Genomic DNA, 25517 nt, shown 5'->3' on the forward strand with positions numbered 1-25517 from the left:
CGATTGCCAGGGTTTGCATATCGCATTTTACCGGTACGGATTTCATTCAAATAAAAAAACCTGTCGAAAGACAGGTTTTCATTTTTAAGGATTTGTTGACCATAATCCCGCTGTTTTGATGAAAATACGAGGATCTAATTTCAATTGTGCCACCATGTACTCAGCAAGATCCTCAGGCTGCATAACTTTTTCAGGATTACCGTCTGTTAAGTTCAATTCGATAGACATATCACTAGCGACAGTGCTCGGCGTTAACGCGCTGACTCTGATATTATGTTTTCTCACTTCTTGCATAAGAGACTCTGTTAACCCGAGAACGGCAAATTTAGAAGCGCTGTAAGCACTTGTTACAGCAGCTCCTCTTTGACCCGCTGTAGACGAAATATTAATGATGTCTCCGGCTTTGCGTTCGATCATTTCCGGAAGCACCGCGCGCGTGACATGGTACACACCCATTAGGTTGACTTGAATAATATTTTCCCACTCATCGGCTGACAGATCTAAGAAACCGCCAAATTTGCTGATGCCGGCATTATTAATGAGAATATCGATATCACCGAGCTGTTCCTTCACTTGAGCTACAGCTTGGTTAACCTGATCGGCATCTTTTACATCTGCAGCAGCAAATGCAGCTTTTACACCAAGCGCTTTGACTTCTTCAGCCACTTTTTCTACATTAGCGGAAGTCCGGCCAATTAACCCGATATTCACGCCTTCTTTGGCAAGCGCCAAAGCAGTAGCGCGGCCAATTCCTCTGCCTCCGCCTGTGATTAGTGCAGTTTTATGTTGTAAATTTTGCAATTGAAGCACCCTTTCTTTGTTTACATATGTACGATATCACATTATAAGTACAATACATCCAATACGCAAATCAAACGAACTGTGTAAATATCATTTCTTCTGATTAAAAAAACGGATACAGGGTAATGACATAAGAAAAGGAGTGAACATATGATTATTGTTTATATCAGTCTTGCAGTATTAGCAGTTTCTATTATCTTCTTAGGAGTTACCGTGATTCAAAACAAGAAAAAAATGGACCCTGCACTAAAGGAGCTTTCCTCTGTTACGCAGGCTATGCAAAAACAAATCGAAGGATTAAAAACAGAAACAGAGCTGCTGACGCAAAAACAAAAGAAGATTCAGCAGGATGTCCAAATGAAAAAATCCGCGTTTCAGCAGACCGCAGCTGAAGTAAAAGAAGTTCCTAAAGCTGTTAAAGAGGTGTGGCAGGCTGGCCATTTAAATAGCAGGTCATGATGAATGATATCCCGTTGTTTCGATCAGAATGGACAATGGGATATCATTTTTTGAGGAGGCTTTCGCATGATTGTAAACCACAGTTGCTTAAAGGAGTTCGCAGAAAAACTACATTCTCTTCCCTCTTCACTTACAAAGTCGGATTTACTTATTTCTTCATTTCATCTTCATCAAGAAAATGAACTTGACATCTACTATTCACCTCATAATGAATATATCAATCGGACTGCTACGATTGTGATTGCCGGGATCACGCCGGGTTTTTCCCAGATGAAAACAGCGTACGAAACAGCAGTCGAAAGTCTGCGGCAAGGCCGCACTCTTGAGCAAATGGCGGTAGATACAAAAATAGCAGCGGGTTTCTCCGGATCGATGAGACATAACCTTATCACCATGCTGGATTTATGCGGGCTGCCGCAAGCTTTCGGCATTCAAAGCGCCGCAAAGCTTTTTGGAGAATTACGGCATATGCTCCATACAACTTCCGTTATTAAATATCCTGTCTTTATCCAGCAAAAAAACTATACCGGATACAAACCGGCTATCACTCATTCTCCTATCTAGCACTTATGCTTTTGGGCACTTCCCTGCGGAGCTTAACCATGTGACGGGACCAGCTCTTCTCATTCCGTTAGGAAAAGCGGCCGAAACAGTATGTGAAACATTGATCAGACAGCACAGCCTCCAGAATTTGATTTGCCTTAATGGCTTTCCCCATCCATCAGGCGCGAACGGCCATCGTTTGAAACAATTCAACAAAAACAAAGAGCAACTAGAAACACAAATTCGTTCCTTTGCTGCATTGGTTGATTTCACTATAGAAAAGAGGAAATAAAAGGGATATGATAAACAAAGACACAAACGCGGGGAGTGGTTGAATGTTTCCTATATTAGAAACCGATCGGCTTACACTTAGGCAAATCACAGATCAGGATGTGGAAGCCATTTTTGCTTGTTTCTCAAACGATGAGGTGACACGCTATTATGGGCTTGAAAACATGGAATCTATAGAACAGGCCATTTCAATGATTCAAACGTTTGCTGCCCTCTATCAAGAAAAACGCGGTATACGGTGGGGAATTGAAAGACGGGACACTAAAGAACTGATCGGAACAATAGGCTTTCACGCTCTGGCCCAAAAGCATAGGCGCGCGGAAATCGGTTATGAAATCATCCCGGAGCATTGGCGAAACGGATTTGCATCAGAAGTCATTTCAAAGGTCGTATCTTACGGATTTTCTGCCCTTGGACTGTCGCGTATTGGCGCAGTTGTATTTACCGATAATGAAGCATCAAATCGTCTGCTTCTAAAAATGGGGTTTCAAAAAGAAGGCGTTTTAAGACAGTACATGTATCAAAATGGGACTCCATATGATACAAATGTGTACTCTATTGTGAAACCAAGAGAATGACGGTATTCTCTTGGTTTGTGCCACATCCCTTTTCCTTTAAAAAGATAAAAAAGCGCCCCTCAAACAGGGCGCTTTCTAATTAAGATGCATATTGAGGAGATGCTTCCTCCTTAACTGCTTTTTCCTCAGGTATATGAATACATTTCGTCAAGACCGCACTTGCAAGGTAAAGGACCGCAAAGATCCAGACGACGCCTTGCGCGCCGACGAGACCGATGAACAGCCAAGCGAGTGCAGGGCCGACAAACGCTGATAAACCTGCAGCCAAATTCAATACAGACATGGCTGCCCCTTTATCTTTTCCTGCCACCGTCGGCACAATTGCACCAATCGGCACATAGCCTGCCAGCAAACCGCCCCAAATAAAGCCGATCACGCTGACAACCGCTAAGCTTCCGCCGGAGAAAACAGGTGCGTAGTATAATAAGAGGGTGAAAATGCCGCAGCCGACTCCGCCGAACCAAATAACAGTATTTTTCCAGCCGAATTTATCGCCGACAATACCAAAGATAAGGTTAAACACAATGTTCCCCAGGAAAATCGTTCCCCAAATTTGCAGCCACACATTGGTTGAAATTCCATGCTGGGCCATGTGCATCGGCAAAAAGACTGGAAAACCATATGTACCAATGCTGTTGATGATTCTGATGATTCCGCCTGTAAGCACGCGTGGATTTGTAAATAAAATCGTAACCCCTTTTAAAAGCTCCTCGGCTGTTTCTGATCTTTTTCTTTTCTTCTTTACAAAACGGTCTTTATTGATAAACAATGCAAAAAATGCACCGAGACATACCCAGAAAATAGAGCTCCAAAGCGTATTCAAATAACCGAACGCTTTGATCGCGTAGCTTGAGTACCAAGCGCCGAACACAAACATGCCGAGGCAATATGCTATCCAAAACCAGCCGACAGCAGTGCTCAGTTTGCTTTGCGGTGTTCTGTAAATGACCCATGTCAAGAAAGAATAAGCGAAAAGCGGGTAACCTAACCCTTTTACGAAGTAAGTCACATACATCACAGGCAGGTTCAGCTGTTCAAATCCAAATACGATAAAAGCAGCTGTACCGATCACATAAAACAACAGCCCCATAAACATCGTTCGTTTTGCGCCAAATGCTTCGAGACATACACCCGAAAACCAGGAAGCTATGGCAAGCGCAATTCCGTATATACTAAAAATAGAAGCGGACTGCTGAACGGTGAGCCCGTTTTCGATCAAAAAAGGACTGAGCCAGCCTTGTTCAAGGCCATCTCCCATCATAAACAAAACAACCCCTAAAAATCCCCAGGCAAGCCGCTTCGGTATTCCTATTTTATCCAACATATCTGTCTCCTCCTTAGATGCTTATATCCATTACCGTATTACCTTATTAAAGTTGAAAATTAAATGATTCCTCAAAACAGCAAAAATGCTGCCGCCTTAAATCAATACTTTGCTTTCTGAACCTGAAAAAAAGCGCTGTGTTTGCTTCCATTTCTCATATAAAGCCAATTCTGTCTGACAGTCCTTCGGTTCAATCACCCGGACATTTGCTGACACCTCCTCCGTTAATTGAAAGGTTTCATTGCAAATGACTGCAGCACCAACGACAGATGCCTGATGATATCCCTCTTGGACATAGACCTTTTTTTGAAGAAGATCCGCGATATATTGAGTGAGCGCTTTGCTTTGGAATCCCCCTCCGCACACCCAAACATAGTCACGTTCAAACGGAGTAACCTCTGTTAAAATGTCAAAGTTCCATTTGATTGAAAATGCGATTTCTTCTAGCGCTGCACGTACAAAATGTGCCCTCTTTAAATGTGCTGACAGCGGGGCATCAAAAAGAAAACCGCCTCTCGTTAATGCATTCTTTTCATCCGATAAATAAGAGCCGAGAGCCGCTACACATGCATGGTCTTCTTTTGCAAGTGCAGAAATCTCCTCCTCCATTACTTCGTACGTTTCATTCGGATAAAAAATCTGTTTTAATTTTTGATAATTCAAGCCGGTAATTCCCGGATTCGTTTCCACAAGCCAATGCCCTTGATCTGTATGACAGTTCAGCCAGGCTTTATGTTTTGTGTCGCCATGATCCGCAGTAATTTTGGTTATTGGCGTTGTTGTCCCTGATACAATGACAATGTCCTCAAGTCCAGCTCCGGTGCTTTTGACAGCCAGCTGTGTATCCCCGCCCCCTGCTATAACCTTAGCATTTATTGAAAGGCCTAATTCGGATGCATATTCATTTGCTATCGTTCCAATTGCTGTTCCCGCTCTTACAAGAGGCGGAAGGATAGATGGAGAAAAGCCGAATATGTCGCACATCTCTTCTGACCAAGTGTTTTGCTTCACATCAAACAGCAGGGTTTCTGTTGCCTGTGATGGTTCATATGTTAATCTTCCGCTCAGTTGGTACGTCACCCAATCACTGATGCTAGTAAAGCTTGCAGTCTTTTCCCATAAAGAGGGCTGGCGCTGTTTTAATCCATAAAGCTTGAGCGCGGAAAAAAGTGCGGTTGGCAGGCGGCCTGTGCGGCTGTATATCTCTTCCCGATCGGGAATGCTCGCCTCCCACTCTCGGCCGCGGTTGTCGATGTTCGGCAGCCCGAGAAAAGGATTGCCGTTTTGATCAATCAAAACAATCCCCTGTCTTTGGCTCGTTGATGTCAAACCAATGATGTCAATATCATGCGAACGGGATAGCGCACGTTTTGCCAAATTCATCACCTGCTTCCACAGCACCTGAGGAGAAAAATAACGGCTGTCCGGGTAAAGCGTCTCTGTGGAATATACGATGTCCTCCCGTTCAACTGTTAAAACACTGCCGGTTACACTCGCGACCGCTACCCTCGCATTGCCTGTGCCAATATCAAAAACGAGATAGCCTTTTTGTTTTTTCATTCTGTTAGCCTCCTTTCTTATACCCCTGTTTTCAGTTCGTCCTTGTTATACATTGTCGGAATATTGAGAGTTTTTTCACCCTTCCACTTTTTGAGGGCTTTATTCAGTATCGTCACGTGATGATCCTCCACTTCAAATGTTGCTCCAGCGAGATGCGGTGTTGCCAGAACATTAGGCAATGAAATCAATTCATAATCTGATTCCTCTGGAGGTTCATGATAAAAAACGTCTAATATCGCACCTCTGATTTTATGTTCTTTTAATACAGATAAAAGATCTTCACGGTTTACAACAACTGCTCTTGAAGTATTGACGAAAATCGCACTCTGTTTCATCAGATCAAAATACTTCCGATCAATAAGTCCAAGTGTTTCCTCAGTACGAGGCAGATGGACAGAAACGATATCACTGTCTGAAAACACCGTTTTAAGAGATACTTTTTCATACAGCGGATGATCGTCTTGAATGAATGGATCGTAATACTTTATTTTACAGTCAAACGCAGTCAGCAGTTTTGCAATCCTTTGACCAACCGCCCCGAACCCAATCATGCCAACCGTTTTTCCTGATAATTCATTTCCTTTAAATTTGACATAAGCCTGTAGGTAATCACTGTCCCACTTTCCATCCTTCAGCCATTGATTGGAGACGATGGTATGGCGGAGAAAGGTAATCACATTTCCAATAAACATTTCAGCAACAGCTTGTGCATTCCGCCCTGGTGTATAAAAAACAGGTATGCCTCTTTTTGAGGCAGCTGCCACATCCACATTGGAGGGCATTCCCCTGCAAACACCGACAAATGAAAGTTCGGGAACAGAAGCAAATACGCTGGCTGTTACCTGATCAAGCTCAGTAATCAAGCCTGTCGCATTTGTTGCTTTTAGCAGCTGAATGAGTTCATCTTCCCGATATGCCCGGCCTTGTTCCTTCCAAGATTGATAAGCAACTGAGCCAAACAAGTTTTCTAGCTCTTTTCGTCCTTCTTCTTTGTACGGTGCTGTAACCAAAACCGTCATGGTGCAAAACATCCTTTTCATCGTATTTTTTCATAAAAAAATCTCTTTCCAAAGATGGAAAGAGATTCATATATAGGCGCGCTCTGTTACAGGCAGACGCCGGTATAAACCTTGCTTTCCTATCTTTCAAGCTAGCGCTTGCTGGAATTGGCACAATAATGTTGCCGAGGTTTCATAGGGCCAGTCCCTCCACCTCTCTGGATAGAAAATGTTGAGTATGTAATTTTCAGAATGAAGAATACGTTTATCATAAAGAAGTCTCAGATTGATGTCAATCTCTTTTTTCAGAATTGACGTTATCATCCGAAATGTTATAATTCTTACAAAATATCTAACTAGAGAGAGGAACTGGGCCATGAAATCTTTTGCCACACAACAAAACGGCATTTTCAAATCCGTTTGCTCGCTGGACTGCCCGGATCAGTGCGGATTGTTAATACATAAAAAAGACGGGAAAATCGTAAAAATGCAAGGAGACCCTGATCATCCTGTCACAGCCGGAAACATATGCAACAAAGTCCGGAATATGACGGAGCGCATATATGATGAAAAGCGGCTGACTACACCGCTCAAACGAACAGGTGCGAAAGGCCAAGCGATATTTGAACCGATTTCCTGGGAAGAGGCAATCGATACGATCACCTCCCGCTGGAAACAGCTGATTGATGCAGAGGGAGCTGAAAGCATACTTCCTTACAGCTTTTACGGAAATATGGGGAAATTGACAGCTGAAGGAATGGACCGCCGCTTTTTTTACCGCATGGGGTCAAGCCAGCTTGAACGGACGATTTGCAGCAAAGCGGGATCTGAAGGCTATAAATATACAATGGGCATAAGCGCGGGAATCGATCCTGAGGAAACCGTTCATACAAAACTATTTATTTTTTGGGGAATCAACGCGGTCAGCACAAATATGCACCAAATTACGATCGCCCAAAAAGCGCGAAAACAAGGTGCCAAAATTGTCGTGATCGATGTGCATAAAAATCAAACAGGACGTCTTGCAGATTGGTTTATCCCAATAAAACCGGGAACCGACAGTGCACTTGCTCTTGGCATCATGCACATTTTATTTAAAGAAAACCTTCATGATGAAGCATTTCTGTCCGAGTACACGGTTGGCTATGAAGAGCTCCGTGAACACGTGAAACAATATGATCCTGAAAAGGTATCGACGATCACCGGTGTCAGTACCGAAGATATTTACCGACTGGCAAAAATGTACGGGGAAACCTCCCCTTCTTTTATCAGAATCGGAAACGGACCCCAGCATCACGATAACGGCGGGATGATTGTAAGGACGATTGCCTGTCTTCCGGCGATCACCGGCCAATGGCTGCATAAAGGGGGCGGCGCAATTAAGCATAACAGCGGAATTTTAGAATATAACACAAATGCCTTGCAGCGGCCCGACTTATTGAAAGGACGCACACCGAGGTCGTTTAATATGAATCAGCTTGGCAAGGTGCTTTTGGAAACAGATCCGCCTATCCGCTCTCTATTTATTTACGGAACAAACCCTGCCGTCGTCGCGCCCGAAGCAAACAAAGTCAGACAGGGCTTGCTGCGGGAAGACTTGTTTACTGTGGTTCATGATTTGTTTTTAACGGAAACGGCTGCATATGCGGACATTGTACTGCCTGCAACATCCGCTTTTGAGAACACTGATTTTTACACTTCCTACTGGCACCATTACATTCAGCTTCAGCAGCCGGTGATTGAGAACTATGGAGAAAGCAAGTCTAACACTGAGGTGTTCCGATTACTGGCTGAAGCAATGGGATTCACAGACCAGGAGCTCAAGGATTCAGATGAAGAATTAATCCGCCAAGCGCTTGACCATCCAGATAATCCGCATTTGGCAGAGATTAATTACGATTCGCTTACTAAGCATTCATTTATGAAAGCGAAACGCAATAAACCGCTGTTTCCTGGCAAACTTCCAACGCCAAGCGGAAAAATAGAATTATATTCAGAACAAATGAAACAAGCTGGCTTCCCGGCTTTACCGACATTTACGCCTCTTGTAACCGATAATGAACATCCGTTTATGTATGTTCCGGCGCCAAACCATAATTTCTTAAACTCAACGTTTTCAAACAATGAAAAACACATCAAACTCGAAAAGACGCCAAAGCTCTTTATCAACACAAAAGATGCTGAAGAACATGGAATCGTTGATGGGGCTCCTGTACGAGTTTGGAACAGCCGGGGAGAATGTGAGCTGACCGCATCAGTCGGAGAACAAGTACTGCCAGGTGTCGTTGTCAGCCAAGGATTATGGGCAGATGAGCAAGGAAAAAAACAGCTTGTAAACGCGCTAACCCCAGACCGGCTGTCCGATATGGGAGGCGGCGCCACCTTTTTTTCAGGCCGTGTACAGATTGAAAAGGTTCGAAAAAATAATGAAACCCCTAGTATGCCAAGCCCGTATAACATAACATCGACATAATGGAGGCATACACATGGACGTTTTTTTAGGAATTGGTATTGCTTTGGCTGGATATTTTATCGGTGAAGGCTTAAAGCAGAGGAACCAAACCAAAGGTAATGAACAAAATGATATCTTGCTAATAAAAGAACGGGATATTTACTTTTACATCGGACTTTTTTTAGGAATAACAACGACTGAAGCAAAACAGTTAGCTGGAGACATGGCAGACCTGCCTTACATCGAAATAAACGGAAAAAAATATGTCCAGAAACATATGTTAAAAGATTGGACATTCACATTAGTTGAAAAACATCAGGGTGAATAAAACAAATCTGAGGAGAGCGAGATTCATTGTCACGCTCTCCTCTGTTTAGGTGTATGGATTGACCGCCACCAAAACTTTGTTTTATAAGCGCTGATAAAACGATAAACCACCATCTATGTTCTTTCCTCAAACGGCTCGAGATGCCCGTTTCAAAACAATAGTTTTTATATTCCGATGACGTGATGATCTTGATGAACGTATGTATCGTAAAACACTTAGAAAATCTATTCGGTTCGAATGTGTGCTCTCATTATGCCCCCATACTGCGCCTTTATCCGCGGAGGATTTTTAAAAAAAAATATGAAACCTAAAGCTTTTAGATCCTGAATTTTTATTGAACCTCCATATTTCTCCGATTGGTAAAAATCAGCCTATACACCGGAAGCTGTACGTTTATAAAGGATCAGAGAATCCCATAACCAGTAAATTACTGCAGCCGCAATACTTAACATATAATAAAAGTACGATTGCAATGTCCATGCTATTGACGCAGGTTCATTGATAACAAAAAACAGGAAAGCTGCGATAAAAGCAACCACACTGTAAATCAAGAGGTACATGACATTGAATGTTCTCGCTTTTTTCTGCAACTTCATTTGGAGCGGAACAGCAAAAAGGCCATACACCACAAAACCGTATAATAAAGCAATTGCTGCCGTAAACAATGCAATTATCATATCGCCATACATAACGAAAGAATAAAGCCCTAAAAACAAACCAAATGTAAGGCTGGATAGCCCTAATGTCATTAAATAATATGATGCGATTTTTTTCATTTTTTCACCCCCCTTGTTTGATTTATTCACAGTGCTGTTAGTATAAAATCACAACCTTTGTATTAACAATGCGATGATAAAAGGTTTCAAAAATACGACTTTTTATTAAATAATACGACTGGCATGAAAATACCTCTCCTGATTGGCCAAAGCGCGAATGAAAAAAGTGAATGAATACCTGATCAACAGACAAAATAAGAAGAGTTGATATTCAACACTTTTCGTAAAGGAGTGAAACCAATGAGTAAAAAGGGAATTCAAAATTCAAGTATTGAACAAATGAGAAATGACCATGAGACTGAAACAGCTTTTAAAGCAGATGATCCTAAAAGAACGAAATAAGTTCTTACCCCCACTAAAATATCAATAATCTGGAGGAAGTAAAGTGACTCAAAAAAACGGTGCAGACAGACCTGATGATTATAAAAGATTTTCTTCATTAGACAAGGAATATGATTTTCAGCAATCTATAAGCAGCAATACTGAGACAGAAAGTGTAAACACTGAAACACAAACTCATAACAAAGAAAACAAAAATGACACAACAGATGTTGCCGGGAAATACTTTGAGCCCTCAGATTATAAAGGAAGCACGCAATTAGAAAAAGGATTGGCTGAAACTCACGAACAGGTGAGCGATGACTATTTTGAAGGAACGATCGATCAAAATTTGGACTAGCCATACAAACGGAGCTAACTTAAAAGAAGTCAGTTAGCTCTATTTGTAGAAACAACCACAGTAAAGTAGCAAACCCCCACCGAATAAGATGGGGGTTGCACGTAAGTAGCCTGTTTAATATTTAAAACGATTAATGACGGTTTGAAGCTCTTCTGCCAACTGAGATAGAGATTCTGCGGCATAGGAGATTTCCTCCATTGAATGTAGCTGTTCCTCTGATGATTTTGCAACCGCTTCTGTATTTGCTGACGTATGTTCCCTGTATTTGAAGCGACTGATGATATACTGTCTAATAATTCAGTGATGGATTCTGCGCTCTTTTCTGTCATTGAGCTTTGCTTCACATTGCTGTCGGCAGCCATCTGCATGGCTCGTGAAATATGTTCAGATGTTGATTTCGATTCTTCCGCGCTTGCCGATAATTCTTCGGAGGAAGCGGCGACTTGTTCAGATGAGCTGCTGATCTGCTTCACAATTTGAGTTAATGAATGAGTAAAAGAATTAAACGATTGGGCAAGCTGGCCAAATTCATCTTTATTTTTCACAATGACTTTTTTGGTTAAATCAGCGTCGCCGTGTGCAATTTCCTCCAGCTGCTTATTTATGCTTCTTAGTGGCACCATAATGGACTTTAACAGCATTATGCTTAGAACAATGCCTAATATTACTGATATCCCTGTGACAATGATAATGAGCGATTGACTCATTTTCCCATTGCCCCTTATTTCATCCTTTAGATCCTCTACCTCTTGATCCAGGCGATCAGACAGCTTATTGACAGCCGGATCTACGACTTCTTTTCTTAATGTTCTTTCTTCTCCAAAATGGATGGTTTCTGCTTTTTTAGGATTTGAAGAGTAGGCTGTTACTACCTGCTGATTCAAAGCTCTATACTGAGTAAAACTTGTCTTAATGTCTTCAATATTGGATTGATACTTCTCTTCATCAATCAAGTCATTAACCCGGTCAAGGCTCTTTAAGACATCGTCTGCTTTTTCCTTCATACCCTCGTCGTATTCTTTGTCTCCGGTAATCAAGAAGCCTCTTTCATCATTTGATAACCCGGTCAATTCATATTGGATGTGTTTTATCTCTTTTTGGAATTCCATTTTGTCTTTAAGTTCTTCATTCTTTTTCACAGTAGAAGAAATCATAAATACTGAGGAGCCTCCAATTCCAATAATTGAAACAACTAATATTGATATAATCCCCAGCAATTTTGTTTTCACTTTCATGTGTCGTTTTCCCTTTCCGCACAATGTAATGGCTGAAATAAAATATGTTCAAGCGCGTTTGAATCCAATTCGCTTACGCTCATGTCCATAATATCGACACGTGTTATCAAGTTTTATAGTGCTATTTTCATATGAATAAGCAAATTCTTTACGGCTCTAAATCTTCAGAAAGGCTTCAAGAAAAATTGGGTGTCTTTTGTCGTATAAGTCACTCTTATTCTCATTTTCTATTAGGCATACAAAAAAGGCTTTTCCCACCTCAAATTGGCTGAACCGGCTGTTTTCTCGAAAATATAATACAATACGCAGCATAATATGAAGGAGCGAAACTTAAATGGGGATCATCAATGGTAAAGAATTCATTGACCGATTGAATAAACTAGAAAACGAAATATGGTATGATGGCGAAAAAATAAAGGGTAACATTTCTGAGCATCCTGCATTTAAAGGAATAATCAAAACAAAAAGCTCACTTTATGAATTGCAAACAAAGGATGAGTTAATACATGAAATGACTTATTGCCTTCCTGGAGATGATGATCGAATCGGCCTTTCCTATCTCCAACCTAAAACCAAAAATGATTTGAAAAAAAGAAGGACCATGATTGAACATTGGGCTAGACATACTCATGGAATGATGGGGAGAAGTCCGGATTACATGAATACGGTTATGATGAGCTTTGCTTCGTCAGCGGAGCTTCTAAAAGATAAAGAGAATTGCTTTCCTGAACATATACTAGATATGTATGAACAAGCTGCTAAGCATGACCTTTCTTTTACCCATACATTCATTACTCCGCAAGTGAACCGGTCACAGTCCTATTTTGGGCTAAGTGAAAAACCGATATCTGCTAAAGTCATTGATAGAACCGAAAAAGGTTTAATGATTCATGGCGCACGTCTGCTTGCAACACAAGGCGGGTTGACCGATGAAATCTTGGTTTTTTCAGCGCCTAAATTTTTCTTTGAAACAGATGAAGCTTATGCTTTTTCAATCCCTTCTAATACAAAAGGCGTAAAATTCATCACTAGAGAATCATTTGTATTAAGCGACTCTTCCTTTAATCATCCCTTAAGCTCCAGGTATGAAGAAATGGATTCAATTGTGGTTTTTGATCATGTGTTAGTGCCGTGGAATCGTGTGTTTTTTTACGATAATGTGGAAGCAGCTAAAGATTTTATGACAAAAAGCTCTTTTCATGCCTTTACCTTTCACCAGGTTGTCATTAGGCAAATGATAAAAATTGAATTTCTATTAGGAGTTGCACAACTTCTTGTCGACACCATTAATGTTTCCGAATATCAGCACATCCAAGAAAAGCTCTCAGAAATCATTGTGGGATTGGAAACAATCAAAGCGCTCATTGACAAATCGGAAAATGATGCTCAGTTAGATGAATTCGGCTATATGCGCCCCTGTTTAATTCCTCTTCAAGTCATCAGTACGATCATCCCTAAGCTATATCCTCGATTTACTGAAATCATACAATTAATTGGAGCTAGCGGAATGGTGACACTGCCTACCGAAAATGCATTTGACTCAGAGATACGGGAAGATCTTGACCAATATCTTCAAGCAACCAATACAAATGCTGAAGAACGTGTGAAAATTTTCCGTTTGGCATGGGATTTAACAATGAGTTCATTCGGAACTAGACAAACTCACTACGAAAGATATTTTTTCGGAGATCCTATTCGGATTTCAAGCAGGCTGTATACCAGTTATCCAAAGCAGGAGCAGTTGAACATGATTAAAACATTTTTACATGCAGATGCAGAACAATGAAAAAACAGCGGGAAAAGATCCGCTGTTTCGTATTTTTTATTCAGGAAACTGAACATGGCCCGGTACTGTATAGGCTTTGGACGTTCCGCTTTCAGGCAGCTTTGGAATGGTGTCTTTCACAACTTTTCCGCGGATGTCAGTCATTCTGACTTTGAGAGAGCCTGTACCTAAATTCGTACTCACAAAATGGTTATAGTCCATTTTCTCCATGTTGATCCACTTACCATCCTTTTCATATTCCATTTTCATCACAGGATACTTGTGATTTCTGACTTGGATTGCTGCCCACCACCTGCTGCTGCCTTCTTTGATCCGGTACGTGAAATTGCCGGAGATTGGGGCTTTGACAACACGCCATTTAATATTGATTTTTCCGTCTTTCATATTGCCGATTTTACGGAAGGCATTAGGTGACAGATCAAGAGCTCCCCGAGCGCCTTCGGGATAAAGATCGGTAACATATACGGTTGTTTTCCCTTTTGGCCCTTCAACTTCCAAATAAGAGCCGGCAAGTGCCGCTTTTACTCCTCCGTAATTGAGATCCGCCGGATTTATTGCAGTAATCTCCATATCGGAAGGAATGGGATCCAGCAGGAAAGCTCCTCCTGAATAACCTGACCCTGTATACGTTGCATAACCTTCATGCAGGTCGTCATATGCTGCCGAAGCTTGCGGGGAAAAACAGAAGATCGTCAACAAAACCATACCAACAAATGCACTCATGATCTTTTTCATATTTGGTCCTCCTCAAACCAGACTTCAAATGAGAATCATTATCATTATAAGACTCAATCCATCTGGTTTGAAAGAGGAAATAGATTCATAGATGATTTTAAGGCAAATTCACTATCATTCATATATCAAATGTAGGTACTTATGAAAAAGCCAATACAAATGAACGAATGTGCACTTCAGCCGAATGTCTTATTTTTCCCTCTCAAAATTCGCATAACAATAACGAAATGAGACAGGCTGTTGGCCTGATAACAGCTATACAGGAAAAGCTATTTTTCCCCGCTCAGTTTCAACTTAGCTGTCATCATAATGCCAAATATCAGCACAATCGGAACCCAAATAATGAAGTGATAAAAATCAGGCTCAGCCAGAGCAACAATAATAGCCCCTATACAATACAAAATAATAGCCAGTGCTCTTAACACAGTATCTCTTAAGAAAGTCTTCTTTTGCTTCTTAAAAAACAAACGGCCGGATATATCCTCTAAAAGAGAAGCCAAAGTGCCGGTCAACACAGTTGAAGAAATACCTGCAATCCCCAGTTTTTTTGCTGCTGTAGTTTGAATCCCCATAGAAATGCTCATGAGCATAATTAGAATGTGCACAGGAACAAATGCCCGGTAAAAAGAAAGACAAGCAAAGACAAACAAAATGAATGCTTCAAGTGCGAGGGCTTTTGTCACAGCAGAAGGCCAAAGGGTATTTTCCGCCTTTCCGACCATCAATGTAGCAATGATCACGCCGCATATAAAACCGATTAGCGCAGTCAAGGAATTAAAAACAGTGACCTGAATGGATTTGCCGATAGCTAACCCCAATAATACAATGTTTCCAGTCATATTAGCTGTGAACACATGTCCCAGGCTTAAATACCCGATTACATCCACGATTCCAGCTGTTAAACATAAAAGTGATAGCAAGGTGTTTCGATAAGCTGCTGCAGTCAACGGTGTATCAATCCTTTCTTCTATTTCAATTGTTAGTATGTCTTTTGGCGCAATCTCTATTTTTTAAGTAACCCAACATTAATTAGGAAGATAGAACCTATCATTCCTTTCCATTAACTGTAATAATAATCCCCGCAAGGAAATTATTAAAATTGAAAGGAAGCATATTGTGATGAAACGACTTTGTTTATGGTTCACCGTCTTTAGTTTGTTTTTGGTTCTCTTGCCTGGAAAAGCATTAGGTGCAGTCGATTTTCCGAATACCTCAACAAATGGCCTTTTAGGTTTTGCCGGAAATGCCAAAAATGAAAAAGGCATTTCTAAAACGGGCACAACGGGTGGAAAAAACGGGCAGATTGTTTACATTCAAAGCGTAAATGATTTAAAAACACATCTAGGAGGATCCACTCCGAAAATTTTAGTGCTTCAAAATGATCTTTCCGCATCTGCGAAAACAACAGTTACCATTGGCTCAAATAAAACACTCGTGGGCTCTTACGCGAAAAAAACGCTGAAAAATATTTATTTAACAACTTCATCAGCTTCTGGAAATGTCATTTTTCAAAATTTAACGTTTGAACACAGTCCGCAGATTAACGGAAATAATGATATCCAGCTTTATTTAGATTCCGGTATGAACTATTGGATTGATCACGTCACATTCTCAGGTCATAGCTATAATGCAAGCGGAAGCGATTTGGACAAACTCGTGTATATCGGAAAATCCGCAGATTATATCACGATCAGCAACTCAAAATTTGCGAATCATAAATACGGTTTGATTTTAGGATACCCGGATGATTCTCAGCATCAATATGACGGCTACCCCCACATGACAATCGCCAATAATTATTTTGAGAACTTGTATGTTAGAGGCCCAGGTCTGATGAGATACGGTTACTTTCATGTTAAAAACAATTACAGCAATAATTTTAACCAGGCGATTACAATTGCTACAAAAGCAAAAATATATTCCGAATATAATTACTTTGGGAAAGGCAGTGAAAAAGGCGGCATCCTTGACGACAAGGGCACTGGTTATTTCAAAGACATAGGCAGCTATCCATCACTCAACAAGCAAACCTCTCCGCTGACTTCTTGGAATCCCGGGTCAAACTATAGCTATCGTGTCCAAACGCCGGAATATACAAAGGAATTTGTCACGAAATATGCCGGATCACAAAGTACAACTCTGGTATTTGGCTACTGATATAAAAGAGGCCCTGCGTTAAAAACGCTGTGCCTCTTTTTATACTTATAGGCTATTTTTAAGCGATCCTTGTAACTCCATCAAGATCCAGCTTCGGTCCAATTAAAAAGCATATGTTTTTTTCCATAATAACTTCTTAAATGGCTTTCTTATTATACCAGTTTATCACAAGTAAAAAGAAATCATTGTTCTGGACCTGTATTAAATGAACGTTCGTCCCACACACTATTCAAAAACCCCCAAAAAGGATGATGGATATGTGCGGCAGGTTTACTTTGTACTCTGCATTTGATGATATTATTGACCAGTTTGACATCGATCAATTTTTTCCTAAAGATGAATACCAGCCAAGCTATAATGTCGCACCATCACAAAAAATCCTTGCAATCATCAATGATGGATCAAATAATCGCTTAGGCAAGCTTAGATGGGGACTTATTCCACCTTGGGCAAAAGATGAAAATATCGGTTATAAAATGATCAATGCTCGAGCCGAAACCATTACCGAGAAACCGGCCTTTCGAAGACCCCTTGTCAGCAAACGCTGCATCATACCAGCAGACAGTTTTTATGAATGGAAACGGCTTGATTCCAAAACCAAAATCCCAATGCGGATCAAATTGAAATCATCTGCTCTTTTTGCGTTTGCTGGCTTATATGAAAAGTGGAGCACACATCAAGGAGATCCTCTTTATACCTGCACCATCATAACAACTGAGCCTAATGAGTTCATGAAAGATATACACGACCGAATGCCGGTTATATTGGCCCATGATCATAAAAAGGAGTGGCTTAACCCCAAAAATACAAGCCCTGATTATCTGCAAAGTTTGCTGCTGCCTTATGATGCTGATGACATGGAAGCATACCAGGTTTCATCATTAGTAAATTCACCCAAAAATAATTCAGCTGAGCTTCTTGATGCAGAAAATCATATGTAGTGATTGAAATTCTCTAGCAAGAACTTGTCAAATCGCTTTGTTCCTTAGGTGCCAATCCCTCTAGTAATTATGAATATTTAGTACATAGATCAACTAGTTATTTTTAGCATCAGTTTGAAATAATTTTATTATGTAAACTTAAATAAGCAATGTTATCCCTTTCATATAAAATAGTTTACATTTTTATAAAATCGCTTCACTTTTCTATTTTGTCAGCAAAAAAACTGAACCACATTAAACTTATGAAACCTGCCGCACCTGTGATTGCAAATATGATATAAGCCCATAGAGGTAAATCCATACACTTTCCCTCCTAAGAATTAAATGAAATTTCTTTCATCTTACATGAAGGTCTTCTTTCTTTTGTTTATCCAGTGTAATACTTAATAATATGTTGATAAATGTAGCTGGAAAATATATAAATCCCACTCCAAGAATGCCTGGTATTGTACTTAAACTTACTATGTAATTCTTTGTCATCGTTTGACTGTCAATCAATAATAGAAGTGAAATCAATCCAGCTAAAACACCTATAAACCAAGCATCGCCAACAGCATAAGAATCATCCAGCATCCCTAACCATCGCCCCAATATAGAGCTCCCAATAGCAGTTTAAAAATATGAGTACTTTCATTCTTGTCCTCCTTTAAAGCCAATCAAACTGGTAGAAATCGGCCATTGAATTCCCATTATCGAATGGTTATCATTTCCACATTAACATTTTAAAGCTCATTACAATACGATTCAAGCAGAAAAACCCTACATAACGTATATATAGGGATTTGGTAAAACACAGGCCAAAATTCAGCTCTATTTACTTTAAAAAGATATGAAGGGAAGCTGTGTGATCTGTTACGTCTTTACGTACCGGGATATTTCACAACAGGCACTTTCTCCTTACGCAGAGAATCAAGCATGACTGATCCAGCATTCAAATTGCTTTGCACTAATTCTTTAGGCGTCAATGCCATCCACTGATTGAGTGACACATCTGCATAGCGGTCACTTTTGAACATTTCTAAAAACCATAATGTTTCTGTACCAGTATTTTGTATATAGTGGCCAGCATTAGAAGGCACGTATCCAACGTCGCCTGCTCTATAATCAAATGTGCGGGCAGTCCCATTTCCGATAAATACCGTCATTCGTCCCTGTCCTGTTAGATAATATTGCCACTCATCGCTATTGGGATGCCAATGAAGCTCTCTCATCGCGCCAGGCTCAATCTGAACAAGTGCAGCGGCTATCGTTTTTGAAATTGGGAAGTTAGAAGAATCCACAATTCGTACACTCCCCCCTAGCATTTGAATTGGGGGTTGATTTAACAGCTCGTGTTTAAAGGTCATGGGGACTTTTCCATATGGTGACTGAATGTCTTCACTCGCGACTGATCCTGGCACATTCCCTTGGTAAATATAGACTTGCTCAGACGGAAGAGAGTTGAAAGCATTCTCCGGGACACCGAAATTTGCAGACAGAACGTCTTTTGGTGTGTGTGCAAGCCAATCTGAAATGGTTAACGTTGAAAACTCAGAAAAGTTTCCATCATCGAATACGAGCAGAAACTCGCAGTGTTCCAATCCCTGTATGGAATGCGGAATTCCTGCTGGGAAGTACCAAAGGTCGCCGGGACCAACATCAGCAATGAAATTTCGTCCGTCTTGGTCAACAGCGGTGATACGTGCCCGTCCCAAAAGCATATAAGCCCACTCCGCTTGCTTATGCCAATGAAGCTCACGGACGCCTCCCGCAGTTAAGCTCATGTTTACACCTGCAATCGCAGTTGAAATCGGAAGCTGTCTTACGGTGATTTCTCTTGACCAGCCGCCGTGATCTAATTTCATGGGAGCATCAGAGAATGAAAATCTCAAGTTAGGAATCATACCCTCATCTGTAACAGGCGGAACAAGTATATTCGGATTTTGAATATCCCGCATTATATTTCGCGGGCCTGCATCAATAGCTCCAGCTCCATCACTTCGAATAGGCTGCGGCACGTTTCTGGCTTCATGGTTGATTGGTTGTTGTTCCAACAGCATGCACCTCGTTTTAAAAATGAACATGATTTTATTTCAGCCTATGCAGAATCTTAGATTGCTGTGCCTAGGAATCCGCAAATAAAAAAGTGACCACGAATGTGATCACAAACATATCAAATAAGCTATTTTTTATACCATGGCTTCTTATGTAATTTGATTTCTTCTGTCTGTTTTTTCTGGCCTGTCTTCCACTCCACTTTCAATAATACATCATGTCCTATCACTTCATCTTCAGGCATATAATCAAAGGTGGCGATATGGTCCTCCATGCGTCCCCCACCCGGCATTTCATCACCTGTGTACTCTGATAAGTCGTACTCATCTACGTTATCATCTTGATACTTTTCGCCATCTACATACAGAGTAATTCTTTCAACAACAGTTCTTTTCTCATCTTTCTTACTCCCCTGCCAATACAAATTCAAAAAGTAATTAGGTCCAATTGAAGTTTTTCCTGATTTTTCAAGGTTAGACATCCACAGTCCGCTTTTCCCGCTGCCCTCATATTTCACTTTGTTTCCTGACACCATTACAAATAATGTGATGATGCAGATGATCAAGAATCCAGCAATGATCAATAGCCATTTCTTAATGTTGTTCTTTTTTCTCATGTTTTTCCCCACTTTCCTAACTCTTTAGTAGGAAAATATGATCAAAATGTTACTGAAAAGAAAATAAAAAAGGGCTAATGATCTAACAGATGACTGTCTAAACTTTTGACTTAAATTAAAGCGCTCTCTAAAGACAAGATTAAAACGTATAACAGCTCTTAAATGCATTTTTTGTTTCATTGAGTCAAGAACCTTAAAATGGCTTTTTATTATTAAAAATCAAGCTAGTGTATTAAGTAACTTTTCAAATTTATTTATACTCATGATTTCGTGAGTCACAAATCTCCCATCAAAAAAAACGCTAAAAGTTGTCCATAGCTGGTGACTTTTGTGCCTCTTCTTTCGATGATAACTGAATTAACTGAAATTGAACTCTGAAAATTTCGAAATTAGAGTTTTTTAATAATGAACGGGCTGCACTTGTTTAGGTGTTACTGTCATTATCAGTAAAATGTTAAGTTGAAATGCGCAGTCAGTCACAAAGTCTCTATTCGTATTCAATAAAGACTTTGTGATCATCGACAAACATTTCACTCCCATCGGATAAGTGTATCCAAAAAGCCTCCTCTGGTTCTTCTCTATAGTCATAAATCACAGTCACTTTGACATTTGACTCAGCTATGATTGGTTTTCCAACAATTATTTTCGTTTTTTCCTCAGGCAAAGTAAGAGATCGAATCATCAAAGCCATTCCATCTTTACTGTCTAATTAACGCCATCTTCAGTGAATTTAAAGGTCTGTTTTAAATTGCGTCCTTCTTGCCCCTTCTGTGTCCAAATAATGACAACCTCTAATTCAGAGGCCTTATCTGCCAGCATAAAATGATTGAACTTCAGCGGTGAGCCATCATTTAAACTTTCAGCTAACATTTTAGAATCTTCTTTTGGTTTGTCACAATTTTCATCGGGGCATCCAAAAAGTGAAAACCTTGTGATTGAATTAGGGTCATTTCTATACAATTGCACATCCACTGTAGCTGCTTTTCCCCCTATATTTTTGACTTCCAAGGAATATACTTGATATTCTCCTTTTTGAGGTCTCGCAAATTCCTTTGCATTTTTTGCTTCACTTACTTTTACTGACCACTGGTCTGTTTTTTGTGTAATAGGCAACACCGTAAAAGTCAGGGCATGCGCTTTTGATTGGCAAAACGTAAATCCAACTGCTGTAAAAACAATTACAGAAAATAATACCCTTTTCACTTCATTTATCCCTCCTTCCTTTTCACTGGCCGTTCCTTAAAGAATTGATTTTGAGCAATCTACAAGCTCTCTTAACCAAAACCTTACCTGAGGTTTTGTCTTTACTGCTCTGCATTTATTTCTTTCGGTATCCGAGATGGAGCTTTGGGGATTTTTCTCAATTTGCTGTTTATCACATCAGAAGAGTATAGCGTAATAATCATACTTCCGCCATACCTTTTTGCCCGAATTAAGATTGGTTGGTTATATTGGTTTTGAAAGCGAAAGTCAGGACCTCCCCAGCTTACCGTCGCATCCCGTCCGGGCGGTACATATGGTACACTTCTAGTATGAGAATAGCGCTGAACGATCTGCAGTCCTGCACGATCGACTGCATTAAATAGAGTTGAGGACACCTGACAAATTCCTCCTCCTACACCTTCAGACAACTCCCCTTTTACAATAATGGGTGCACTTTTATATCCTTTGTTCCGAGTTCTCATTCCCACAACTTGGTTAAACGAAAACGTCTCATTAGGGAAAACAACGTGATTGTCGATTGCTTTTGCAGAAAGAGAAATATTGTGTGAACGGCTTTTATTGCTTGAGTTAAAATACGTCACGTACTGACCAAGCTGCTGCGTACTGATGTGAGCTAGCAGCTCGCTGTCAACTTTCGGATAAATGTTCATTTCCGGCACTTCTATCTTGGAGGGACCTTGCCCATAAAAATACGCATAAAACTTTTCCATAAACGCCTGTTGATACAGTTTGTAGCCAACCCTGCCCGGGACGATGCTTCCATGATCGTTAAGGACAGCATTTATCGGCTCACGGTACACTTTCTGATCAAGCTGTTTGATGAATTTACTGTATTTTTCATAGTCAACCATTGGAGTGCCGGGAAGAGGCATTGTAAAGTCTTCACGGTTAACAGTGGCAATCGTCCGTCCTTGCTGTGTGACCGTTAAACTGTCCTGCGGCTCACTCGGCTGAGCCAATAAAAAAAGACCAGTGATCAAAATTTGTATCATAAGTCGGTTTACCTCCCGATCATTAGTATGAACAGCCGCTTATCCTTTGATGTATTTCTTCCCATCGTTTGTTTGAATCTTTAGACGTTGATAAAAACCTTCATAAAAGAGCTTAGCTTTATGTTCACACCGATCCCTGAGCTCACTGAGGCACACGGTTCATTCAGTCGGCAAGTTTGAAGTAGTTCAGCATCTCCCAGTGATGAGGGATGCTTTTTTGTCTTGTCAAAAATGAAAAGGGTCTCCTATAACAACAACAAATCAATCCATTTCAATATTTTTTTATTGAGAAACGATAAATTTTTTGTTACATTCAATTAGACAACAAATAAATGAGGTGCTTGTTATGAATCGAATGTCGACAATTTTTTTAAAGATAGCTTTGGTTCTTATTGGAATTCCAATTCTTGCTTTATGCATTTTTTTAGTGCCTAAGATAGCTAACTATTCAGCAGAATTATTTCCAAATATCGCTTATATAAAATATCTCGTTTTCATCTATTTGTATGTAACGGCGATACCTTTTTACTTTGCTCTTTATCAAGCGTTCAAACTTTTAAGCTATATTGACAAAAACAAAGCTTTCTCGGGTTTGTCTGTAAGAGCTTTGAAGAATATAAAATATTGCGCAGTCACTATCAGTATCTTTTACGCAGCAGGCATGCCTGTCTTTTATCTGATGGCCGAGATAGACGACGCCCCGGGTATCATTGTGATCGGATTGGTTATTATTTTTGCTTCAATGGTGATTGCGGTCTTTGCTGCTGTTCTTCAAAAACTGTTAAAAGAAGCGATAGATATAAAATCAGAAAATGACTTAACGGTCTGAGGTGATGACATGGCGATTATTATCAACATTGATGTGATGCTTGCTAAGAGGAAAATGAGCGTAACAGAGCTTTCAGAGAGAGTTGGCATCACCATGGCTAATCTTTCGATATTGAAAAACGGAAAAGCAAAGGCTATTCGATTATCAACTTTAGAAGCGATTTGCAAGGCTTTAGAATGTCAGCCCGGGGATATATTGGAATACCGAAGTAATGAAGCCACACAGGATTCGTAAAAAAATAGGTAAGATCAACAGAAAAATAAAGTGATTGGCGGTGAGCTTATGGACATAAACTTATATCCATCTAGCTACTATACTAAGCGTCCCTTCCATACACGAAGAATACAACTATGGAGGAGGCATACATCATGAGAGCAATAAAACAAATCGTTCATTTTGGCTGGGAACAAGCCCTTTCATGTTTGTTTCCTGCCGTTATTTTTGCCTCTTTGGCTATTACGCAAATCATCCCACTGCCCTTCTTGCCGCGATATGACTGGCTGCTCATTATCTGCGTTCTCATGCAATTGTGGATGGTGCGTTCCGGTCTTGAAACACGGGATGAATTAAAAGTGATCACATTATTCCACCTCATTGGGCTTGCTTTGGAACTTTTTAAAGTCCATATGGGCTCCTGGTCTTATCCAGAAGAAGGATACTCCAAAATATTTGGAGTACCTTTGTATAGCGGCTTTATGTACGCAAGTGTAGCCAGTTATTTGTGCCAGGCATGGAGAAGGCTTAAGGTTGAGCTGGTTAAGTGGCCGCCTTTTTTTGCAGTTGTTCCGCTTGCCGCAGCGATTTATTTGAATTTTTTCACCCACCATTTTTCTATAGATATTCGATGGTGGTTATCTGGGCTTGTCATCATTGTCTTTTGGCAAACATGGGTTACATACGAGGTGAATGGAGCTCGTTACCGTATGCCGCTCGCACTTTCTTTTGTACTCATCGGATTTTTTATATGGATAGCGGAAAATATCGCTACGTTTTTTGGAGCTTGGAAATATCCAAACCAAATCGATACATGGAGTCTTGTACACCTTGGAAAGGTAAGTTCATGGCTCTTGCTAGTGATTGTTAGCTTTCTTATAGTAGCATCATTAAAACAAGTTAAGGAGCAGAGTCCCACAAAGGCAGAGATGGATGAATCTTTTTCTTAGCATACGCATACAAGGTCCCAATAGAGTGAAAAGCAACGTTCAAATGGTTGCTTTTTTCTTTTATGTAACTCTGCCGGTGAGTATTCATCTTCTTCAAATTTCATCGCAACACGATAACTGATTCAGATTACAACTGCTTTCAACACTTTGACAAACTCATGCGCCGCCGGCGTTATCTCTTCAAATGAATGTGCGATGACGCCAATATCGCGTGTGACCCTAGGAAAGATGTCCTTTTTAATCAATTGATGCGGGACGGATGAAAGTGTAAAGTTTGAAATGATGCCGATACCCAAATTATTTTTAACCATATTAATTAAGGTTTCGGCATTTTGCACAGTTAAGTTTTCCTTTAATTCGATGTTGTATTGCGAAAATGCGTTTGACATCGCGATTTCATGACCGCCTTTACAAAAAATGAGGTCATCTTGATATGTTTCAAGGTCGACATGCTTTTCAAGTTTTAATTCGTCACGCTGTGGCGGGATGACGGCCACCATATAGTCGTTACACAATAGCTGATTTTCAAACGGTTCAAATGGAGATGCTGCGATCCCGATATCAACCGTCCGATCTTCAACCCATCCTTTTATTTGTTCAGAGGTTCCTTCGATCAATTCTATGCGGATCAGCGGGTAGTTTGATCTGAATGCCGCAATCGCCTGTGGCATGATATTTGTTGAAACTGCAGGAAATGAACCAATTTTCACCTTCCCGTTTAACAGCTTGTTTTCCCGGTTGGCTACTTGATATATTTTGCTTTCAATTCCCTTCATTTGCCTCGCCAGCAGCAATATTTCTTTTCCGATGTCAGTCAGCATTAAACCATGATGTTTATCCCTGATCAATAATTTGAGCTGCAGTGAGCTCTCCAGGTTTTTTATCGCTTTGCTTACCGCCGGCTGAGAGATGAACAATTCTTTTGCCGCTTCTGTAATATTTAATTTCTCCCCGACTTTTACAAATATGTGAAGATGGTTCATGTTCATAACCATTTGGTTATACCCCCAATAATA

General features: G+C 40.4%; 25 protein-coding genes, 5 pseudogenes and 1 riboswitch. Of the genes and pseudogenes, 13 read left to right on the forward strand and 17 right to left on the reverse strand.

The window, feature by feature from the left end; translation table 11 throughout:
• Positions 1-84: 84 nt before the first annotated feature.
• On the reverse strand, positions 85-801 hold the full coding sequence (locus WA279_RS16130; protein ID WP_015483302.1) for a 3-ketoacyl-ACP reductase: 717 nt from the start codon (positions 799-801) through the stop codon (positions 85-87).
• A gap of 150 nt (positions 802-951) precedes the next feature.
• Between WA279_RS16130 and WA279_RS16135 the strand changes: the two genes are divergently transcribed.
• The 3 genes and pseudogenes from WA279_RS16135 (at position 952) to WA279_RS16145 (ending at position 2672) form a co-directional block, all read left to right on the forward strand.
• The gene (locus WA279_RS16135; RefSeq protein ID WP_021481395.1) at positions 952-1260 is read left to right on the forward strand and encodes a DUF948 domain-containing protein; all 309 of its coding nucleotides are present in this window, start codon (positions 952-954) and stop codon (positions 1258-1260) included.
• A 66-nt stretch (positions 1261-1326) separates the two neighbouring features.
• Positions 1327-2095, forward strand: a pseudogene (locus tag WA279_RS16140) (hypothetical protein).
• A gap of 43 nt (positions 2096-2138) precedes the next feature.
• Entirely contained in the window at positions 2139-2672 is a 534-nt protein-coding gene (locus tag WA279_RS16145; protein WP_335388571.1) for a GNAT family N-acetyltransferase, read from the forward strand.
• A gap of 79 nt (positions 2673-2751) precedes the next feature.
• On the opposite strand, the gene WA279_RS16150 is transcribed toward WA279_RS16145, so the two are convergent.
• The 3 genes from WA279_RS16150 to WA279_RS16160 all read right to left on the reverse strand — a co-directional run bounded on the left by WA279_RS16150 (position 2752) and on the right by WA279_RS16160 (position 6596).
• Positions 2752-3996: an MFS transporter gene (locus WA279_RS16150; RefSeq protein ID WP_336155985.1), complete on the reverse strand. Its 1245-nt coding sequence runs from the start codon at positions 3994-3996 to the stop codon at positions 2752-2754.
• A gap of 96 nt (positions 3997-4092) precedes the next feature.
• Positions 4093-5556, reverse strand: a complete 1464-nt coding sequence (locus WA279_RS16155) for an FGGY-family carbohydrate kinase (protein ID WP_336155988.1) — start codon at positions 5554-5556, stop codon at positions 4093-4095.
• 17 nt (positions 5557-5573) lie between these two features.
• Complete coding sequence (locus tag WA279_RS16160) at positions 5574-6596, reverse strand: 2-hydroxyacid dehydrogenase (RefSeq protein WP_336155989.1); 1023 nt, start codon at positions 6594-6596, stop codon at positions 5574-5576.
• 95 nt (positions 6597-6691) lie between these two features.
• Positions 6692-6783, reverse strand: a riboswitch (SAM riboswitch).
• A gap of 147 nt (positions 6784-6930) precedes the next feature.
• On the opposite strand from WA279_RS16160, the gene WA279_RS16165 reads away from it, so the two are divergent.
• Both WA279_RS16165 and WA279_RS16170 read left to right on the forward strand, forming a co-directional pair.
• Positions 6931-9027 (forward strand): molybdopterin oxidoreductase family protein, encoded by a 2097-nt coding sequence (locus WA279_RS16165; protein ID WP_336155990.1) that lies wholly within the window; start codon positions 6931-6933, stop codon positions 9025-9027.
• A gap of 13 nt (positions 9028-9040) precedes the next feature.
• A complete protein-coding gene (locus tag WA279_RS16170; RefSeq protein WP_085187581.1) occupies positions 9041-9334 on the forward strand; it encodes a hypothetical protein in 294 nt (97 codons plus the stop codon).
• 371 nt (positions 9335-9705) lie between these two features.
• Here WA279_RS16170 and WA279_RS16175 read toward each other — a convergent pair whose 3' ends face one another.
• Positions 9706-10110, reverse strand: a complete 405-nt coding sequence (locus WA279_RS16175) for a UPF0715 family protein (protein ID WP_159376836.1) — start codon at positions 10108-10110, stop codon at positions 9706-9708.
• A 240-nt stretch (positions 10111-10350) separates the two neighbouring features.
• Between WA279_RS16175 and WA279_RS16185 the strand changes: the two genes are divergently transcribed.
• Both WA279_RS16185 and WA279_RS16190 read left to right on the forward strand, forming a co-directional pair.
• Positions 10351-10452: a biofilm-forming protein gene (locus tag WA279_RS16185; protein WP_336155995.1), complete on the forward strand. Its 102-nt coding sequence runs from the start codon at positions 10351-10353 to the stop codon at positions 10450-10452.
• 43 nt (positions 10453-10495) lie between these two features.
• Entirely contained in the window at positions 10496-10789 is a 294-nt protein-coding gene (locus tag WA279_RS16190) for a YozQ family protein (RefSeq protein WP_014477001.1), read from the forward strand.
• A 251-nt stretch (positions 10790-11040) separates the two neighbouring features.
• On the opposite strand, the pseudogene WA279_RS16195 reads toward WA279_RS16190, so the two are convergent.
• A pseudogene (locus WA279_RS16195) lies at positions 11041-12024 on the reverse strand (methyl-accepting chemotaxis protein); the annotation flags it as partial.
• 334 nt (positions 12025-12358) lie between these two features.
• Between WA279_RS16195 and hpaB the strand changes: the two are divergent.
• Positions 12359-13810 (forward strand): 4-hydroxyphenylacetate 3-monooxygenase, oxygenase component, encoded by a 1452-nt coding sequence (gene hpaB / locus WA279_RS16200; protein WP_268555313.1) that lies wholly within the window; start codon positions 12359-12361, stop codon positions 13808-13810.
• 36 nt (positions 13811-13846) lie between these two features.
• Here hpaB and exlX read toward each other — a convergent pair whose 3' ends face one another.
• Together exlX and WA279_RS16210 are read right to left on the reverse strand one after the other, a co-directional pair.
• Complete coding sequence (gene exlX / locus WA279_RS16205) at positions 13847-14545, reverse strand: expansin ExlX (protein ID WP_336155996.1); 699 nt, start codon at positions 14543-14545, stop codon at positions 13847-13849.
• Between the two features lie 269 nt (positions 14546-14814).
• Positions 14815-15492: a YoaK family protein gene (locus WA279_RS16210; RefSeq protein ID WP_336155997.1), complete on the reverse strand. Its 678-nt coding sequence runs from the start codon at positions 15490-15492 to the stop codon at positions 14815-14817.
• A 172-nt stretch (positions 15493-15664) separates the two neighbouring features.
• Between WA279_RS16210 and WA279_RS16215 the strand changes: the two genes are divergently transcribed.
• Entirely contained in the window at positions 15665-16702 is a 1038-nt protein-coding gene (locus WA279_RS16215; protein WP_004399365.1) for a polysaccharide lyase family 1 protein, read from the forward strand.
• A 257-nt stretch (positions 16703-16959) separates the two neighbouring features.
• A complete protein-coding gene (locus WA279_RS16220) occupies positions 16960-17643 on the forward strand; it encodes an SOS response-associated peptidase (RefSeq protein WP_336155998.1) in 684 nt (227 codons plus the stop codon).
• Between the two features lie 336 nt (positions 17644-17979).
• Here the strand turns inward: WA279_RS16220 and WA279_RS16225 are convergent, their stop codons facing one another.
• The 8 genes and pseudogenes from WA279_RS16225 to WA279_RS16260 form a co-directional block, all read right to left on the reverse strand.
• The gene (locus WA279_RS16225) at positions 17980-18249 is read right to left on the reverse strand and encodes a hypothetical protein (RefSeq protein WP_442894667.1); all 270 of its coding nucleotides are present in this window, start codon (positions 18247-18249) and stop codon (positions 17980-17982) included.
• A 254-nt stretch (positions 18250-18503) separates the two neighbouring features.
• Positions 18504-19682: an oxalate decarboxylase gene (oxdD, locus tag WA279_RS16230; protein WP_336156056.1), complete on the reverse strand. Its 1179-nt coding sequence runs from the start codon at positions 19680-19682 to the stop codon at positions 18504-18506.
• Between the two features lie 122 nt (positions 19683-19804).
• Positions 19805-20293, reverse strand: coding sequence for a DUF4944 domain-containing protein (locus WA279_RS16235; RefSeq protein WP_336155999.1), 489 nt, complete (start codon positions 20291-20293; stop codon positions 19805-19807).
• 24 nt (positions 20294-20317) lie between these two features.
• Positions 20318-20473: a hypothetical protein gene (locus WA279_RS16240; protein ID WP_336156000.1), complete on the reverse strand. Its 156-nt coding sequence runs from the start codon at positions 20471-20473 to the stop codon at positions 20318-20320.
• Positions 20474-20512: 39 nt separating this feature from the next.
• A pseudogene (locus WA279_RS16245) lies at positions 20513-20666 on the reverse strand (YoaP domain-containing protein); the annotation flags it as partial.
• Positions 20661-20894: pseudogene (locus tag WA279_RS16250) on the reverse strand (hypothetical protein); the annotation flags it as partial. The pseudogenes WA279_RS16250 and WA279_RS16245, both read right to left, overlap by 6 nt.
• A gap of 104 nt (positions 20895-20998) precedes the next feature.
• Positions 20999-21496, reverse strand: a complete 498-nt coding sequence (locus WA279_RS16255; protein ID WP_336156001.1) for a hypothetical protein — start codon at positions 21494-21496, stop codon at positions 20999-21001.
• 101 nt (positions 21497-21597) lie between these two features.
• Complete coding sequence (locus tag WA279_RS16260; protein ID WP_015714063.1) at positions 21598-22509, reverse strand: VanW family protein; 912 nt, start codon at positions 22507-22509, stop codon at positions 21598-21600.
• Positions 22510-22855: 346 nt separating this feature from the next.
• On the opposite strand from WA279_RS16260, the gene WA279_RS16265 reads away from it, so the two are divergent.
• The 3 genes and pseudogenes from WA279_RS16265 (at position 22856) to WA279_RS16275 (ending at position 24501) form a co-directional block, all read left to right on the forward strand.
• Positions 22856-23338 carry a DUF2975 domain-containing protein gene (locus WA279_RS16265; protein ID WP_015251949.1) on the forward strand — a complete coding sequence of 161 codons (483 nt, stop codon included), beginning with the start codon at positions 22856-22858 and terminating at the stop codon, positions 23336-23338.
• A 9-nt stretch (positions 23339-23347) separates the two neighbouring features.
• Positions 23348-23580, forward strand: a pseudogene (locus WA279_RS16270) (helix-turn-helix domain-containing protein).
• A 126-nt stretch (positions 23581-23706) separates the two neighbouring features.
• A complete protein-coding gene (locus WA279_RS16275) occupies positions 23707-24501 on the forward strand; it encodes a DUF817 domain-containing protein (protein WP_070549131.1) in 795 nt (264 codons plus the stop codon).
• Between the two features lie 122 nt (positions 24502-24623).
• On the opposite strand, the gene WA279_RS16280 is transcribed toward WA279_RS16275, so the two are convergent.
• On the reverse strand, positions 24624-25496 hold the full coding sequence (locus tag WA279_RS16280) for a LysR family transcriptional regulator (RefSeq protein ID WP_336156003.1): 873 nt from the start codon (positions 25494-25496) through the stop codon (positions 24624-24626).
• Between the last annotated feature and the right edge of the window lie 21 nt (positions 25497-25517).

Origin of the sequence: Bacillus sp. 204(2023), assembly GCF_037027505.1 — a bacterium.
Classification (GTDB): domain Bacteria; phylum Bacillota; class Bacilli; order Bacillales; family Bacillaceae; genus Bacillus; species Bacillus subtilis.